The sequence below is a fragment of the Brevibacillus sp. FW301-21C12A genome (assembly GCF_058788915.1).
On the sequence record NZ_JBYTBG010000011.1, the window covers coordinates 13,719 to 30,117 of the forward strand.

Genomic DNA, 16,399 nt, shown 5'->3' on the forward strand with positions numbered 1-16,399 from the left:
CATTTCCTCCCCTTCAAGAGGGAAAATCCCTTTTATCGTTTGACTGGCTGTCGGGCGACGCTTCTTACTGCGTCGGCAAAGGCAGCGGCTGCTGCGGTGCATGCCGATTGGCTTCCTGTAAGCAGCGCTCCCCCGAAGTTGGTTTCCGTGGGCGGGCCAAAAAACTGCACCATCTGTACATCTGCTGCCTTGAGAGCGGCATCTATCCCGTACATGGCCTCAAGCGGCGGAGCGATCAGATAGGCGAGCGGCTCCCCTTCCCTGATGCCGGCAAGCCCAGACAAGTAGCTGCCCGTCCGCGACACGACATGTGCGTAATACGCATGCGTCCCCTCTTCATTCAACGAGTAAAAGCATGCTCCGCTTTCCATGAAGGCAACGGCTGCATCAATACCGCTCTGTACCTCTGATGGCGTCGCTCCCCCGATGATCCCGATGAACTCGCCGGACAACGGACCGGAAGCGTGCCCAGAGCCTGCGTAAAACGACTTGGCGTAAATCACTTCGACTGCTGCCTTTTTCGTCGCTTCATCAATGGCTGTATAGCCCACATCGTCAATGGTGGATGTCAGCATCCCCACACTGCGGATATGGGAAGGCAGGTTCAGCTTCTCCGCAAATTGTGGATCGACGTTGGGAATCATTCGGATCGCAAGCGGCGTCGCTCGAATTGGTTTTTCCATGCGTGTCACACTCCTTTCAGACAACTTCCCTTTTCAAAACGCAAAAAAAGGTGCCTAAACACGAAAGAACAAGACTCGTGTTCAAGGGCACCTTTGCCTGTTGTCTATTCACTTGTTCGGATAAGATTCACGCCAATTCTGCGATCTTATTCCTGCTTCTAATGTATGACAAGGCAAGAAAAAATGCAAGCGTTTTCGGTATTCCACGACTTTTCCATATTCCGGTCATTTGACGGACACACGGCCTGGCTATCTTGGTTGTGTAGCCGGGACGGGCAAGCCCGCAAGCTGGCACAAACAAAAAACAAACCGAAACCCCAAGGAGGAATTTTTCATGAAAAAGAAACTCGCAATGTCCGTAATCGCTCTGGCCGTATCCGCAATGGCAGGCTCTGCATTTGCCGCAGATGAATCCACAGTGCAAAAAGCTGTCGCGACTTTCCCTGCCAAAACCGTTACCGTCCAAAACGACGGCATGCAAGTGCCAATGCAGCCGGTCATTAATCTGGAGCAGATGGCAAAGGAAAAAGGCATCCCCGTGGACGAACTGCTCAAGCAGCTTGAAAAAGAAGGCAAGTTTATGAAAGCGGCGCTGACACTCGCAGTTCCCGCGACAGAGGCGGACTCTGACAAAGCGCCTGTAGCCGTAAAAATGGTGAAGCTGGCGGACGCTACCGCAAACAGCGCGGCGTTGCCGGCGATCAGCCTGGAAGAAAATCTCGCTCTCGCCAGCACTGCGGTCACCTTGCCTGCCCCTGTCCAGCCCGCCGACATCCGCCAAGAAACGCGCGAGATCATCACGCTGAAAGACTCCACATGGCTGCGGGTCGGGGTGCCGTACTACGAGCAAAACACAGTGGCGGGAACGTATTACGTCAGCACCCGCCTCAACAACGATCTGGTGCATACGTACATCACAATCATGGTTTCGATCGGGATCATTACGCTTTGCGGCTGGGCGATTGGTCTACGTCCTGTCGCGTTCGCTTACGCAGCCGCTTCGCCGATTGGCGCTGGCAGCGGAGCAAATCTCTTCCGGCAACTACGAGCCAGCCCTGCCCGACTCCACCCGGGTCAAAGAAGCCGAGATCAGCCAGCTCGTCTCCCCGTTCGCTGACATGGCCAAGCGGCTGGGGCAGTTGGAGCGGATGCGCACAGACTTGCTGGCCGGAGTCTCCCACGAGCTGCGCACCCCGGTGACGTCGATTCGCGGGATGATACAGGCTGTAAAGGACGGGGTCGTCAAAGGCCCCGATGCCGACGAGTTCATGCAGATCAGCATGGATGAAGCAAAGCGGCTGCAGACGATGGTTAACGACCTGCTCGACTTTTCCTCGATGGAGGCAGGCGCTGTCTACGCGGAAAAGCAGGAAATCAAGCTCGCCAGCTTGCTGGAGCAGGTCGTCGCGCAAGTCGGCACCTTGCCTGCCTTTGCCGAAACCGCCATCGAAATCACGCTGCCCCAGCCGGAAATCGTCTGGATCGGAGACAGCGCGCATTTCAAACAAATTTTGCTGAATTTGCTCAACAACAGCGTGGCCGCAGCAGCGACGCGCATCGAAGTGGTCGCCCGGCAAACCGACAAGCTCATCCTCGACATCATCGACAACGGCAAAGGCATTCCCGCTGAAGAAGCCCCGTTCATTTTCGAGCGGTACTACCGGGGGACAGCAAGCGGAAGAAAAAGCACGGCCTCGGGCTTGGCCTGACGATTTGCCGCCTGCTCGCCAGGGCGCATGGCGGCGAGGTAGAGCTGGTGCAGAGCAGTCCGGCGGGCACTACCTTCCGCCTGACGCTCGCCACGCCCCCTGCCGGGAAAGCATGACCGCAGGCAACAAGGCAGCAAGCAAAAACAAACCGCCAGGCGCGTTACTCGCATCTTGGCATGACCGAGAATGCCCACCTCCCAAAAATGCGGCGCGTCTGGCAGACTGCGCCGCTTGCCTGCTTTAGACGCGTTTCAGACGTGCGATCCCTCCGGCACGTGCGAGCGAATCAGATCCATGAAAATCTCCAACGCTCTCGTCTGGAACTCGTTCGATTTCGTCACCAGGGAAAAATCCCGCGTCACGGGCGTGCCCGCTACTTTCAAGGTACAGAGCGTCCCCAACTGGCGCTCTTTGCGGATCGCCCAATAGGACAAGAGACTGATCCCGAGGCCCGCTTCTACCGATTCCTTAATCACCTGTGTGCTGCCGAACTCCATTCGCTTCTGCGGCTGGAATTTGAGCTGGCGAAACATCTTTTCCGCCGCCTCCCGCGTCCCGGAGCCTTCCTCCCGCACAATCCACGTCTCCTGCATCAGCTCGCTGACCGCAACCTTCTCCTTGCCTGCCAGCCGATGCTGCGGGGAGACGATCACGTACATGCGATCGTCGGCAAACGGCTCGATGCACATTTTTTCGTTCACGTACTCCCCCTCCACGATCCCGACATCCAGTTGCCGGGTCGCTACCAGGTCAGCGATGACGGTCGAATTGTGAATCGTGATCGTCGGCGTAATCAAAGGGTAGAATTTGCGCAGCCTCGCGATCACGTGAGGAAGGACATACTCTCCATACGTGTAGCTGGCGCCAATCGTCAAATGCCCACTCGGCGTGTTCATCAAGTCGTCGACCAGGCTCTGCATGCGCGTGTACAGCCCTAAAATTTCCCGGGCATGATGGTAAACGATCTCCCCCGCCTTGTTCAACCTGACGTACTTGTTGCTGCGCTCCAGCAACTTCGTCCCGATCGCCCGCTCCAGCGAGAGAATGTACTGGCTGACGGCTGGCTGTGTCATGTGCAATTCTTCGGCGGCCCGCGAAAAGTTTTGCCTGTCTGCGACCGTGACAAATACGCGCAGTTGCTGATCCATGCAGCATCCCCCTCTTCTTTTTCCAACAACTATACGCTTTTACTTATCATCATCATAGCAATGATTTATTTTTCTTATTGTTATAGTTGTTTTATGCTTTGGTTGTCAAATCCGTTCGAGGAGTGATCGCAATGGCCTCCCCGCTGCATGAAAGCGCGCCATTGAACGACAACGACCAGGCATCTGTCAAAGCTGAAAGCAAGCCTCACAACATACCTGCCCCTGTTTCCTTCTGGCTCGGCGGTGTCGCCTTCACCTTTGTCATCGCGCTACTGGGTTACGGCTTAGCTTACATTCCCGGCTTTGACCGGGTCGGACCGTTGGCCTGTGCCATCCTGATCGCCGTGGCCTATCGCCAGTTTTGGGGATATCCGGAGCCGCTGCGGTCAGGGATTCAATTTTCCGCCAAGCGTTTGCTGCGGCTCGCCATCATTTTGTACGGACTGAAGCTGAATATGGGCGTCGTTTTGCATCAAGGACTTGGACTGCTTGTCTACGACGCAGGAGTCATCGTTTTTTCCACCGCGCTCACCATGCTGATCGCCAAATGGCTGAAAGCCGACACCTCGCTCTCGCTCATGCTCGGCGTAGGAACCGGAGTCTGCGGAGCAGCGGCCATCGCTGCCGTCTCGCCGATCATCCAGGCCAAAGACGAAGATACCGCCATTGGCGTAGGCATCATCGCGCTCGTCGGAACCGTTTTCGCAATCGCCTACACCGTCCTGCGCCCTTTTCTGCCTATGACTGCCGTCGATTACGGGATGTGGTCGGGCATCAGCCTGCATGAAATCGCCCACGTCGCACTCGCGGCCGCGCCTGCCGGGCAGGACGGCCTGGCAATGGGACTGTTGGCCAAGTTGGGACGCGTGCTCCTGCTGGTCCCGCTCTGTTTTCTCTTGATGTTCTGGATGAAGCGCAGCGGGAAAAGGCAAGGCGCAGCCAAAATCGAGTTTCCCTGGTTTTTGATCGGCTTTCTGGTCATGAGCCTGTTCGGAAGCTACGTGCTCGGCAAGCACATTCCTGTCTCCGCCGCCTTCAACGCCGGAGTGGCCCAATTGACCACCTTCGTGCTGACCATGGCGATGGTCGGTCTCGGACTGAACGTCAACCTGCGTGCCCTGCGCTCAAAAGCGGCAAAGCCGCTGATCGCCATGTCCATTACCTCGATCCTGTTATCCGCGCTGTCCTACATGCTGATCTAGCCTGTGGAGAACCCATCATCGCCTGGTGCGCAGCCAGGCGTTTTTTTGTGGATAAGGACAAAGCTTATCCCCATATGTTGATAACAGTGTGAACATCTCACCTGGAGGCGTCCATATGTTGAGTCGCTTTTTTCAAACCCGTCCGAACATCCTGTTGATAATTGTCGATCAGGAGCGCTATCCGCCCGCTTACGAGGAAGCCTCTGTGCGGGCATGGCGCGATGCAGAGCTTCCCGCTCATTCTTTTTTGCGCAGCCACGGCCTGGAGTTCAAGCGCCACTACGCAGGCGCGACAGCCTGCTGTCCCAGCAGGGCCACGCTGTTTACCGGGCAGTACCCGTCCCTGCACGGCGTCACCCAGACGAGCGGCGCCGCCAAAAGCTCCCCTGACAGCGACATGTTTTGGCTCGATCCAAACACCGTGCCTACCATGGGCGACTACTTCCGCGCTCTCGGCTACCGCACGTATTACAAAGGCAAATGGCACATATCCGATCGCGATATTTGGGTACCGGGCACGCACCTGCCCATCCTGAGCTACGATTCCGGCACAGGCATGCCCGACCCGGAAAAGGAGCGCCTGTACTGGCTCGCCAATCGGTTAAACGACTACGGCTTTTCCGGCTGGATCGGCCCTGAGCCGCACGGCAGAGCCCCGCACAATTCAGGCTCGTCAGCCGCCATCGGCGTAAACGGCCGGGACGTGGTGTACGGCAGCGAGGTTGTCAGCCTGCTCGGTTGGCTCGATCAGGAAAAAAGTCGGCTCACACGCCCGGAGACGTACCAGCCGTGGCTCATCGTCGCTTCTTTTGTCAATCCACACGATATCGCCCTCTATGGGGATATCTCGGCACAAGTTCCGCTTTTTCGCTTTGAAGTAGAGCCATCCGTGCCCGCAATCGCTCCGCCTCCGACCCGGCACGAATCGCTTGAGACAAAGCCGCGCTGCCAGGCGAGCTATCGCGAGGTTTATCCACAAGCGTTCCAGCCGATCTCAGACGAGCCTTTTTACCGCCGCTTGTATTACCAGTTGCAAAAAAATGCCGATCAACAGATCATGCGCGTGCTGCAAGCATTGACGGCAACGTCCTTTTACCCGGAAACATTGATTTTGTTCACATCCGACCACGGCGAACTGCTGGGGGCACACGGCGGGCTCCATCAAAAATGGTATTGCGCCTACGAGGAAGCGATTCACCTCCCGCTCATCATCCACAATCCGCTGCTTTTTCCACAGCCTCTGTCTACCGAAATGCTGACCAGCCATGTGGATATCCTCCCGACCCTGCTCGGCTGTGCCCATGCGGATGTGGCGGCCATTTCCGCAGAATTGCAGTTGACTCACAGCGAAGTCCGCCCGCTTGCGGGAAAAGATTTCTCTGCGCTGATTCTCGGCAACGGCGAAACAGACGCAAGCGATACCGGGCCGCTATACTTCATGTCGGAGGATGATGTGACAAAAGGACAGCACCAGATCAGCCTGTTCGGCCAGCCCTATCACTCCGTCATCGAGCCGAACCGGATCGAAACCGTCATAGCCTGCCTGCCGTCTGCTGGACATGGACACCGGGAGTTGTGGAAATACTCTCGTTACTTCGCGGTGCCCCCATCACCTGCCGAGTCTTCCCCGGCCATCGAACCCGAATACGAATTGTACAATCTCAGCACAGATCCATCTGAAATGCGCAATCTCGCCGCACCTGCCTATGCCAATCCTTCCGCAGAGCCTGTGCGCCGCCAGATGGAGCGGATGCTGGTCGAACAGCGAGAGCAGAAGCGGCTCACGCCTCGACGCGCGTCACGGCAGCAAGGCAACGGAGCGCACTCTTGAAGAAAGCAAGCTTGCTGTCACGAAGCGCTTTGCTTTGTGTCAAAAGAAAAACCCCCTTTCTGACAGGGGGTTTTTCCGGAATTTATCCTTCTTGCGACAGCAACACTTTTTCCAGCGCCGCAATCGCTTCGTTCTCGTCTACGCCATCGGCAATCAGGGTAATTTCCTCCCCTTTGGCGATCGCCGAAGCCATGATGCCCATGATGCTCTTTCCGTTGACCGTCTTTTCCTGTTTGACGATCTTGATCTCGCTGGAAAAGGACGTGGCCATCTTCACAAAATTAGCTGCCGGTCTCGCATGCAAGCCGTGCGGCAATTGGACTACAATTTTCTTCTCCACCATCCTGTTGTGCCTCCTTAGATGTCTTCTTGCAAAATTGTTTCTTTGACAAACGCTTCTACCTGCGCGGATGTGCTCATCTGCAAAATCGCGTCGATATGCTTTGCCATTTCCTCCCGGCTCAACTGGCTAATCTGCTTGCGGGCTGGCAAAATGCTGCTCGCGCTCATGCTGAACTCGTCGAGGCCGAGTCCCAAAAGGATCGGTACGGCAACAGGATCGCCTGCCATTTCTCCGCACATCCCTACCCATTTGCCTTGGCTGTGCCCTGCCTCGATGACGTTGCGCAACAGCCGCAGGACCGCAGGGTGATACGGCTGGTACAGGTAGGCTACCCGTTCGTTCATTCGATCCGCTGCCATCGTATATTGAATCAGGTCGTTGGTTCCGATGCTGAAAAAGTCTACTTCCCGCGCGAATACATCTGCCATCATGGCGGCAGCAGGGATCTCAATCATGATACCCACTTCGATGCGATCGGATACAGCGACTCCGCTGTTTTGCAAGCCCTGCTTCTCTTCTTCCAGGATCGCTTTGGCCGCGCGGAACTCCTCCAGCGTCGCTATCATCGGAAACATGATCTTCAGATTGCCATGCGCGCTCGCCCGCAGCAGGGCGCGCAGTTGCGTGCGGAACAGCTCCTGTCTGTCGAGACACAGCCGGATCGCGCGATAGCCGAGGAACGGATTCATCTCCTCCGGCATGTCCAGATAGGAGAGGTGCTTGTCGCCCCCGATGTCCAGCGTGCGGATGACGACAGGCTTGTCGCCCATGCCCGCGAGCACCTGCTTGTAGGCGAGGTACTGCTCTTCTTCTGTCGGGAAATCATCCCGTCCCATGTATAAAAACTCGGTGCGGAAAAGGCCAACCCCTTCTGCGCCGTTTGCGAGCGCGCCTGCCACATCGGCCGGGCTTCCGATATTGGCCGCCAGCTCCACGTGATGCTGATCTGCCGTAATGGTCGGGTTGTGGACCAGCTTTTCCAGCTCGGCCTTTTGCTCGGCGTACTCCGCCTGCTTCCTCGTATAGAGCGCGATCTCTTCCTCGCTCGGGTCGATGATGACCACGCCTTCATGCCCGTCCAAAATAACGAGTGTAGACGGCTGAACCGCGCTTGTGATCGTCTGCGTCCCGACCACGGCCGGAATCTCCAGGGAACGCGCCATGATCGCGGAGTGCGAAGTGCGTCCGCCAATGTCGGTCACGAAGCCTTTTACATAGCGGCGGTCAAGCTGCGCCGTGTCCGACGGAGTCAAATCCTCCGCCACAATGATGACTTCCTCTGTCAAAGAGCCGGGATGAAAAAAGTTCACTCCAAGCAAATACGCCAGGACACGCTTCGTCACGTCGCGAATGTCGGCTGCCCGCTCGCGCATGTAATCGTTGTCCATCTGTTCGAACAAGCCGATAAACGCCTGCGCGACGTCGTGCAGGGCGCTTTCTGCGTTCGTCATTTCTTGTGTAATCTTGTCTTTTACGGTGTCGACAAGCTCAGGGTCCTCCAAGACAAGCAGGTGGGCTCTGAAAATGTCGGCCTGCTCCGCGCCCATCTCTTTTTCCACGCGCAGCGCAATTTGCTGCAAGTCTGCCTTCGCCCGTTCCAGCGCTTCCTCGAAACGATGAATCTCACTGGCAGCATCTTCTACCGCTACCGTCTTGATTTGCATGTCAGGAGCGGTCAGCAAAAACGCCTTGCCGATGGCTACCCCTGCGGAAGCTTTTACCCCTACGATTTTTTGGGACATTCCTTGCACCCACCTTTCTTTACTTGGTACTGGTCCACTCCTGCATCAGCCGGGCTTGTCTGCGCACCACTTCCTCCAGCGGATGGCCTGCCGGAATGCCCGTGTTGTTGTGCAACGCATATTCCCACCCGAACAGTTTCAAGTCTGACTGGATGCGCACCGCTTCTTCGTCCTCTGGCGAGTCGAACAACAGCGCTGCGGCAATCGCCAACCCCAAATGCTCGGGACTGATTCCTCTCTCCATGCATTCCAGCGCAGGGCCTACCAGCCGATCGTGGCGGGACAGCTTGCGCAGCGGCGAACGCCCTACCCGGACCACTTCGTCCGAGAGCAGCGGATTCGTGAAGCGCGCCAATATTTTCTCGATATACTGCGCATGCGCCTGCTCGTCAAAGCCGTACTTGGCTACCAAAAGCGCTCCTGTCTCCTGCAAGGCGCCTCTCGCAGCCTTCGCCACCTTCTCGTTTTGCATCGCTTCATCAATCGTTTTCAATCCCAACTGATAGCCGAGATACGCAATCACGGCATGGCCGGTATTGACGGTAAACAGCTTTCTCTCGATGTACGGAGCCAAATCGTCTACATAGGTGACGCCTTCGATCTGCGGCACGTCTCCTACTAACTGCGAACGGTCCACGACCCACTCGAAAAACGGCTCTACCACAACGAACAGCTTGTCTTCATGCTGCTGGATCGGCACGATGCGGTCTACCGCCGCATTCGGGAAACCGATCAACTCCGTCGCCTGTGCCTGCAGCTCTGCGGAGAGCCCCGCGAAAACGTGCTCCTTCAGCTTGGCGCTCCCGCCAATCATGTTTTCGCAGGCGATTACATTGAGCGGACGCGGATTGTCTGCCAGTCGCTTCGCAATGCCTGCCGCAATCGCTCCCGAAATCGGCCCGAGGACGTTTGGCCCTACAGCCGTAGTCACCAGATCGGCGGAAGCGATAGCAGCAGCGACAGCTTCGACATCCTGCCCGTGAATCGCCCGCACTCCTTCCACGACCGACTGGGGATTTCCTGCTGTTGCCAATTGCACGTGATACATTTTTCTCTGGTTCAGCTCGTCGACCAGCGCTGTGTTCACATCGACAAACACAACCTCGTAGCCTGCCTGTCTCAACAGTTGCCCGATGAAACCGCGCCCGATATTGCCTGCTCCGAAATGGACTGCCAGCATGAGCGACTACACCTCCTCGGTGAACATCGCCATGATTTCTTCTGCTGTAGCGGCTTGGACGATCCGCTTCACGTTTTCTTCCTCAGAGCAAAGGATGGCGATATTGGACAGCACCTCCAGATGCTCATCGCCTACTGCCGCAATCCCGACCAATAGGTACGCCGTATTCCCTTCGCCAAAATCGACGCCATCCGGCACCTGCACAACCGAGATTCCGGTGGATTGGATCTCTGCCTTTGCTTCGTTCGTTCCGTGCGGGATCGCTACGCCGCTGCCGATGTAGGTGGTCGCCAGCTCTTCGCGCTCCAGCATTTTTTCCACGTATTGAGCCGTCACGTGTCCGGCGCGAACCAGCAGCTCGCCTGCCAGTCTGATCGCTTCTTCCTTGTTCGCTGCCTTTGCATTCAGCATGATTTTCTCTGTGGTCAGTATGTTTTTCATTTTGTTCTCTCCCATCCTGTCTTTTTCAGGCAAAAGGCATATAGCCTGCCTGCTATATAATCAGCAATGCGCTGTGGTTCTCCTGTCTGCAACAAGTTCTGCATGTCTTCCTCGATCAAAAGTGAGCTGACCTCGCTGAGCACCTCCAGCCCTTCCTTGGGCACTTCCTTTGGCCCCAGCAGAAGCAGCAGCAGGTCAACCTGCATCTCCTCTTCATCCATCGAGCGAAGCAATACGGGCTGCTCCAGGCGGTGAAAAGTGAACGACGCTTTCTGCACCGCCTCGTTTCTGCCGTGGAACAGCGCCATGGACGTGCCGGGGATGCCTAGCCCGCCGAGCTTTTCGCGTGCGATCAATTGCTCGACGACCGCCTCTGCCGCAAGGACGGTTTCCCGTTTTTCCAGCTCTGTGCAAATGTCCCGCAAAAGAGCTGGCATATCGTGCTGGCTGTTACTGACGCGCTGTCCCCATAAGCCATCGAGAATTTGATTGGCGTAAGTGGCATAGAGCTGCATCGCCTTCAACTGCTCCTGCGACTGCCTGCCAGGCGGCACAATTTTGCTTTCCTTTTTCGCCGCCCCCACCTGGACCGGGCGGTTGTGCAGATGAAACTTGATTTTTTGAATGTCGTCCTGCGGCAGCAGCGGGCTGACGACTACGTATTCTGCCGGGTCGAGCGCCAGCGGCAGGGTGGAAATAATCAGATCGTAGTCGCTGCGCGGCACGTTGCCCAGATCAAACATGGACAAGTTGCGCAAGCTGACGATCTCGGGAATTTCCTTTTTGATGCGCGTCGCCAAAATCTTCGACGAGCCGATGCCGCTGGAGCAGACGACCAGTGCGCGATAGCGATGGTGCTCCAGCCGCCCCCTCTCCAGCGCTGCCCCCAGATGCATGACCAGATAGCCAACCTCTTCCTCCGGCACTTGCAGCTCAGGCAGGAGGACCGCCACCACCTCCTTCGCCACCGTAAACAGCTCCGGGTAGTTTTGCTTGATCTGGCCGAGGATCGGATTGTGAATCTCCATCTGACGCCTGAGCCTGTACAGCGCCGGCTCCAGATGCGTCAGCAGGCCGTGAAACAAAGACGTGTCCTCCCGCAGCGAAAGCCCCAGACGCTCTTCGCACAGGGCAATGAAGCGTGCGGTCAAGGCGGCCAGCTCGGTATTTTCCGGCCAGACGGCGTCCTCGGGGGACTGCCGCAGCTTCGCTCCACGCAAATGCATCGTAATATAGCCGATTTCATCCTGCGGAATCTCCATCTGAAAGATGTGCTGCAGCCGTTCCATGATGTTTTTGGCGACGACGTATTCGGGGGTTCCCGCCAGCTCGCTCAGCGTATGCTCGTCGAAGCGAATCTTTTCGCCTTTTTCAATCCGCTCCATCGCCAGTGCCAAATGCGCGACCAGGCCGATATAGGCGCTGTCCGCGAGCGGATACGGCAGCTCGGCTTCGAGGTGGCTCAGGGCATTTTCCACCTTCATCAGCTTTTCCCGGTCGATCAGTGACAAAAGCCGCCGGGAAATCGAGTCCATGTCCCGCGAAGATTTGTTTTGAATGTTTTCCTTAATAATCCCGATCAGCTCGTGGTCATCGAGATGCTCGGCAATCAAACGGCTGATCGCCTTTCTTTTGGACGCCTCGTTTCCCAGCAGCTCGACTCCGTATCCTCGCTTTCTCAGCAAGGTCAGGTCGTAACGGCCGAGCAGTTCCTCGAGATCGTCCAGGTCGTGGCTGATCGTGGCGGTCGTTACCTTCAGATCAATCGCCAGCGAAATCAACTTGACGGGTTCTGTGGCTGCCAGCAGGGAGCAGAGGATGATCGCCTTGCGTTCCTCGGCGGTAAACTCCGTCGTCGTCTGGTGCAGGACAGACATTTTCAGCGCCAGCTTTTGCTCGGGTGTGCCTACAACCTCTACCCCGGCCCCCGTCTTGCGCACCAGTTCCAGACCGCTTTCGGCAAACAGCGGGTCGAGGGCGTCCAGCTCCCTGTGGACGGTTCGCGTGCTCACGCCGATTCGCTCGGCGATCTGCGCTACGGTTATGCCCTTTTTCTCCTGCAATAAAATTTCCATGATCGATCGCTGCCGTGAGGATACATGCATGCCCTTGCTCCCTCCTTAACGCCAAAGAGGGAAAACGCTAGCTTTCACTAGCGTTGATCCCCTTTTACCCCAGCCGTTTGACCAACTTGTCATACTCCGGACTATTCAAGAAGTTATCAATGGAGATGTGCTCGGCAGACGGTGCTTTTGCCCGCGCTCTCTCTGTCAGCGACTTGTGCGTAATGACGATGTCGGCATCATCAGGAATGTCGTTGATCGCGGTGTTGATAACCGTGATCTCGCCAAGTCCGGCATCCTTGAACTTTTTGCGCAGGGATGCCGCCCCCATTGCGCTGGAGCCCATACCAGCGTCGCAAGAAAAGACTACTTTTTTCACATCGGCAGCCACCACTGCTTTCGCCGCCGCTACCTCTTCTCCTTCTGCTGCTGGTTGCTTTTTGCCTTTCAGTTCCTGCATTTTTTCCGTCGCTTTTTCCAACTCGTCCTCATCGGACTTGCCGCCCATTTTCAGCAATGCAGCCGCGATGACGAAGGAAACGACTGTCGCTGCAACAACCCCTGCCAACACTGGCAGCAAGCCGCCCCGCGGAGCCATTGCACTGAGAGCGAAAATGCTACCTGGCGATGGCGATGACACCAGTCCTGCTCCAAGCAGCGTGAAGGTGAAGACCCCTGCCATTCCGCCGCCTATTGCCGCCAAAACGAGGCGCGGATTCATCAAGATGTAAGGGAAGTAAATTTCGTGAATACCACCGAAAAAGTGAATGATAACCGCACCTGGCGCCGACTGCTTGGCGTTGCCGCGCCCTGCCAGCCAATATGCCAATAGGATTCCCAAGCCAGGCCCTGGATTTGTCTCCATGAGGAAAAAAATTGATTTCCCTGTTCTCACTGACTCTTCCAGTCCAATCGGACTAAAAATACCGTGGTTAATTGCATTGTTCAAAAACAGCATCTTCGCCGGCTCGACTAAAATGCTTGCGAGCGGCAGCAATCCTGCATCCACAATCACTTGAACACCGGAAGCGAGTGCTTTGCTAAGACCAGTCACGACCGGACCAATCGCTAGGAATGCTATTATCGCAAGCACCCCCCCAATTATTCCCGCCGAAAAATTGTTAATCAGCATTTCAAAACCAGAACGAATTCTGCCTTCAAGTAGTTGGTCCACTTTTTTCATGATCCAACCACCGAGAGGTCCCATTATCATTGCTCCCAAAAACATCGGGATGTCTGATCCAACTATAATCCCCATTGTGGCAACGGCCCCTATGACACCGCCACGTACATCGTGAATCATTTTCCCACCCGTGTATCCGATCAAAAGCGGTAGCAGATACGTAATCATTGGAACAACCAACTTGGCCAGTTCCTCATTAGGCCATCGCCCCGTGGGGATAAACAACGCCGTAATCAGTCCCCAGGCGATAAACGCGCCGATGTTCGGCATCACCATCGCACTGAGAAACCGCCCAAATTTTTGTACCGAGACTCGCACACCGCCGGAAGATTGGTTCTTTGTCGCCAAGTTCTCCATACTGGACCCTCCTTTACCCTGTCTATAAAAATGTTGACATGATTAAACAGATAATGTGCACACCTCAAATATAAAGCGTTTACATACGCGTCACAACAAAATCAAAGCGCGAATTTGTCGTTCTCATTGTTGCCAAAACTTAATAACGGCTAAAAAAAAGACTTCCGCTCCGCAGAGCCGAAGTCTCTTTTCCTTAAAAATCTTCTCTTTCCACCTTCATCACTTTTCCCGTTTCCGCATTGACCTCGACTCAAGAATCTGTCACATTCTCTCCCAGTGTGTCGGGTAATATCAAAGGAATACCCGTTACCGTAGGCGGTTCCATTAGTAGCACTGTTGGCTACACATTAAATGTCCCTGCCAATAAAACTGTATATATGGGATACAGAGTGAAATATAGCGTTGAAGAGGGGACTAGGGAAATGATTGACCTGGTCACTGGAAAAGTCGTCTCTAGTAACACCTATGTTGTTAAAAATCCGAAATTCGGTGAATACAAACTAATCGACGCAAAGTGATCCCCAAGTAACAAACAAAAAGGATTGGCTAACCAGCTAATCCTTTTTGTTCAGAATGAAGTATCCTAGTTTTGAAAGTGTGTACATAGCGAAGATAGACATTAATGTCTTAGAAATGACGTAACCATCAACGGCCAATTGATATCCCGGGGGTATTAAACTCTTGGGATTAAACCAAAAGTAAACGGAAACTACCGCAGGTATCAGTATCAGAATTTACGCTATGACATGCCTGTTTTCCATGGAGATTCTGCCACCTTATACGATTATTAGTCATTCTGACTGGAATCCATTTTGACAATGATTGGCTTTAAATTCAAGAGGAATTTTTACCAAAATATCCCTCATTCTCTATTTCTTTCTTGCATGCAAAAAAAGCCGACGCAATCACCATTGCATCGGCTTTTCCTTATCGGTAGCGCTTAGCGCTGTTTGTTATATGGTCTTCCTGCGGACTCGCCGCTGCGGGAGCGGGACTCGCCGCCGCGCGGGCGGGAATCGCCACTGCGAGGACGGAACTCGCCGCTGCGCGGGCGAGGTGGGCGTTTGCCGCCGAAGCCGGAGCCAGAGCCGTATCCGCCTTTTCCTTTCGGGAACGTCTTTTTCTTGCCTACGCGCAGAGGCGCTTCTTCGGTCAGGCGAACCGGAGTCATATCCGGCTCTTTGGTCAGCAGCTTGAGGGCAGCAGACACGAGCGTCACAGAATCAATATCCTCCAGCAATTGCTCCGCCAATGTTTTGTAGGCGCTCAAGTCTTCGCGGCCGGACGCCTCCAAAATTTTCTCCACGGTCAAACGCTGCTGGCCTTCCAACGCTTCTGCCATCGTCGGCACCGAACGACGCTCCATGCGGCGGTTTGTCGCGCGCTCGATCAGACGCAGATGGTCGATTTCGCGGGAAGTGACAAACGTGATCGCCAGACCTGTTTTCCCGGCACGGCCCGTACGGCCGATGCGGTGAACGTAGCTCTCGGAGTCTTGCGGAATGTCGAAGTTGAATACGTGCGTTACGCCGCTGATATCCAGACCGCGGGCAGCAACGTCTGTCGCCACCAGCACCTCGATCGTGCCTTCCTTGAACTTGCGCAGCACGCTGTCGCGTTTTGCCTGGTTCAAATCGCCGTGGATTCCTTCAGCGCCGTAGCCGCGCTTGGTCAGCGCTTCCGACAGCTCATCTACACGACGCTTGGTGCGCCCGAAAATAATCGCCAGCTCAGGCGAGTGAATATCGAGCAAGCGGCAGAGCACGTCGAATTTTTGCTTTTCGGCAACTTCCATATATTGCTGTTCGATGTTTGGAACGGTGACTTCCTTCGGCTTGACGGAAATCAGTGCCGGCTCTGTCATGAACTGCTGCGCGATTTCCTGAATCGCTCTCGGCATAGTCGCAGAGAACAGCAACGTTTGACGGTTGTCAGGCACTTCTTGCAAAATTTCCTTGATGTCATCAATGAAGCCCATGTTCAGCATTTCATCCGCTTCGTCCAGGACGACGATCTCGATCGCGTCGAGGCGGATGGTTCTTCTGCGCATATGGTCCATAAAACGGCCCGGCGTTGCCACGATGATTTGCGGACGCTTTTTCAGCGCCTTGATCTGGCGGGTAATGTCTTGACCGCCGTAGATCGGCAGCGCGGAAATGTTTTTGAACTGGGCGATCTTGTTGATTTCTTCTGCTACCTGCACAGCCAGCTCGCGAGTCGGCGTCAGGACAACCCCTTGAATGTTGCCGTTGTTTTCATCGAGGCGTTCCACCAGCGGAATCCCGAATGCAGCCGTTTTCCCTGTACCTGTTTGCGCCTGTCCGATCAAGTCCCGGCCTTGCAGAGCAACAGGAACGGTTTGCTCCTGAATCGCAGTCGCCTCTTCGAATCCCATATTGCCAAGCGCTCTTACAACAGAATGATGCAAACCAAAATCATAAAATGTAGTCAATGAACGTCAGTCTCCTTTTACTTTACCTTCTTCTATAAAATCCTCACTAAAAAAGGGCACTATTC

The 16,399-nt window shown here is 55.3% G+C and carries 12 protein-coding genes and 1 pseudogene; 4 read left to right on the forward strand and 9 right to left on the reverse strand.

Annotated elements, in window-relative coordinates; genetic code table 11:
- Positions 1 to 32 precede the first annotated feature (32 nt).
- Entirely contained in the window at positions 33 to 683 is a 651-nt protein-coding gene (eutL, locus tag AC3WQH_RS09430) for an ethanolamine utilization microcompartment protein EutL (RefSeq protein WP_005827509.1), read from the reverse strand.
- Between the two features lie 334 nt (positions 684 to 1,017).
- Here eutL and AC3WQH_RS09435 point away from each other — a divergent pair, with 334 nt between their 5' ends.
- A complete protein-coding gene (locus tag AC3WQH_RS09435; protein ID WP_309478839.1) occupies positions 1,018 to 1,800 on the forward strand; it encodes a histidine kinase in 783 nt (260 codons plus the stop codon).
- Positions 1,691 to 2,508: pseudogene (locus AC3WQH_RS09440) on the forward strand (sensor histidine kinase). Before AC3WQH_RS09435 ends, AC3WQH_RS09440 begins: the two are co-directional and overlap by 110 nt.
- 135 nt (positions 2,509 to 2,643) lie before the next feature.
- Here the strand turns inward: AC3WQH_RS09440 and AC3WQH_RS09445 are convergent.
- Positions 2,644 to 3,540 (reverse strand): LysR family transcriptional regulator, encoded by an 897-nt coding sequence (locus AC3WQH_RS09445; RefSeq protein WP_340673443.1) that lies wholly within the window; start codon positions 3,538 to 3,540, stop codon positions 2,644 to 2,646.
- A 131-nt stretch (positions 3,541 to 3,671) separates the two neighbouring features.
- Here AC3WQH_RS09445 and AC3WQH_RS09450 point away from each other — a divergent pair, with 131 nt between their 5' ends.
- Positions 3,672 to 4,742, forward strand: coding sequence for a YeiH family protein (locus AC3WQH_RS09450; protein WP_005827504.1), 1,071 nt, complete (start codon positions 3,672 to 3,674; stop codon positions 4,740 to 4,742).
- A gap of 115 nt (positions 4,743 to 4,857) precedes the next feature.
- Positions 4,858 to 6,573 carry a sulfatase family protein gene (locus AC3WQH_RS09455; RefSeq protein ID WP_005827502.1) on the forward strand — a complete coding sequence of 572 codons (1,716 nt, stop codon included), beginning with the start codon at positions 4,858 to 4,860 and terminating at the stop codon, positions 6,571 to 6,573.
- 82 nt (positions 6,574 to 6,655) lie between these two features.
- On the opposite strand, the gene AC3WQH_RS09460 is transcribed toward AC3WQH_RS09455, so the two are convergent.
- From AC3WQH_RS09460 to cshA, 7 genes are all read right to left on the reverse strand, one after another.
- Positions 6,656 to 6,916 carry an HPr family phosphocarrier protein gene (locus AC3WQH_RS09460; protein WP_005827500.1) on the reverse strand — a complete coding sequence of 87 codons (261 nt, stop codon included), beginning with the start codon at positions 6,914 to 6,916 and terminating at the stop codon, positions 6,656 to 6,658.
- A gap of 14 nt (positions 6,917 to 6,930) precedes the next feature.
- On the reverse strand, positions 6,931 to 8,658 hold the full coding sequence (ptsP, locus tag AC3WQH_RS09465) for a phosphoenolpyruvate--protein phosphotransferase (RefSeq protein WP_007777390.1): 1,728 nt from the start codon (positions 8,656 to 8,658) through the stop codon (positions 6,931 to 6,933).
- 19 nt (positions 8,659 to 8,677) lie between these two features.
- Positions 8,678 to 9,838, reverse strand: coding sequence for a mannitol-1-phosphate 5-dehydrogenase (locus AC3WQH_RS09470; RefSeq protein WP_492331998.1), 1,161 nt, complete (start codon positions 9,836 to 9,838; stop codon positions 8,678 to 8,680).
- A 6-nt stretch (positions 9,839 to 9,844) separates the two neighbouring features.
- Positions 9,845 to 10,279 carry a PTS mannitol transporter subunit IIA gene (locus AC3WQH_RS09475; protein WP_005827491.1) on the reverse strand — a complete coding sequence of 145 codons (435 nt, stop codon included), beginning with the start codon at positions 10,277 to 10,279 and terminating at the stop codon, positions 9,845 to 9,847.
- A complete protein-coding gene (locus AC3WQH_RS09480; protein WP_026557599.1) occupies positions 10,276 to 12,384 on the reverse strand; it encodes a BglG family transcription antiterminator in 2,109 nt (702 codons plus the stop codon). The genes AC3WQH_RS09475 and AC3WQH_RS09480 overlap by 4 nt, the downstream gene beginning before the upstream one ends.
- Before the next feature lie 64 nt (positions 12,385 to 12,448).
- Positions 12,449 to 13,882 (reverse strand): PTS mannitol transporter subunit IIBC, encoded by a 1,434-nt coding sequence (locus AC3WQH_RS09485; RefSeq protein ID WP_007779330.1) that lies wholly within the window; start codon positions 13,880 to 13,882, stop codon positions 12,449 to 12,451.
- 940 nt (positions 13,883 to 14,822) lie between these two features.
- Positions 14,823 to 16,334 carry a degradosome RNA helicase CshA gene (gene cshA / locus AC3WQH_RS09490; RefSeq protein WP_007779327.1) on the reverse strand — a complete coding sequence of 504 codons (1,512 nt, stop codon included), beginning with the start codon at positions 16,332 to 16,334 and terminating at the stop codon, positions 14,823 to 14,825.
- Positions 16,335 to 16,399 lie beyond the last annotated feature (65 nt).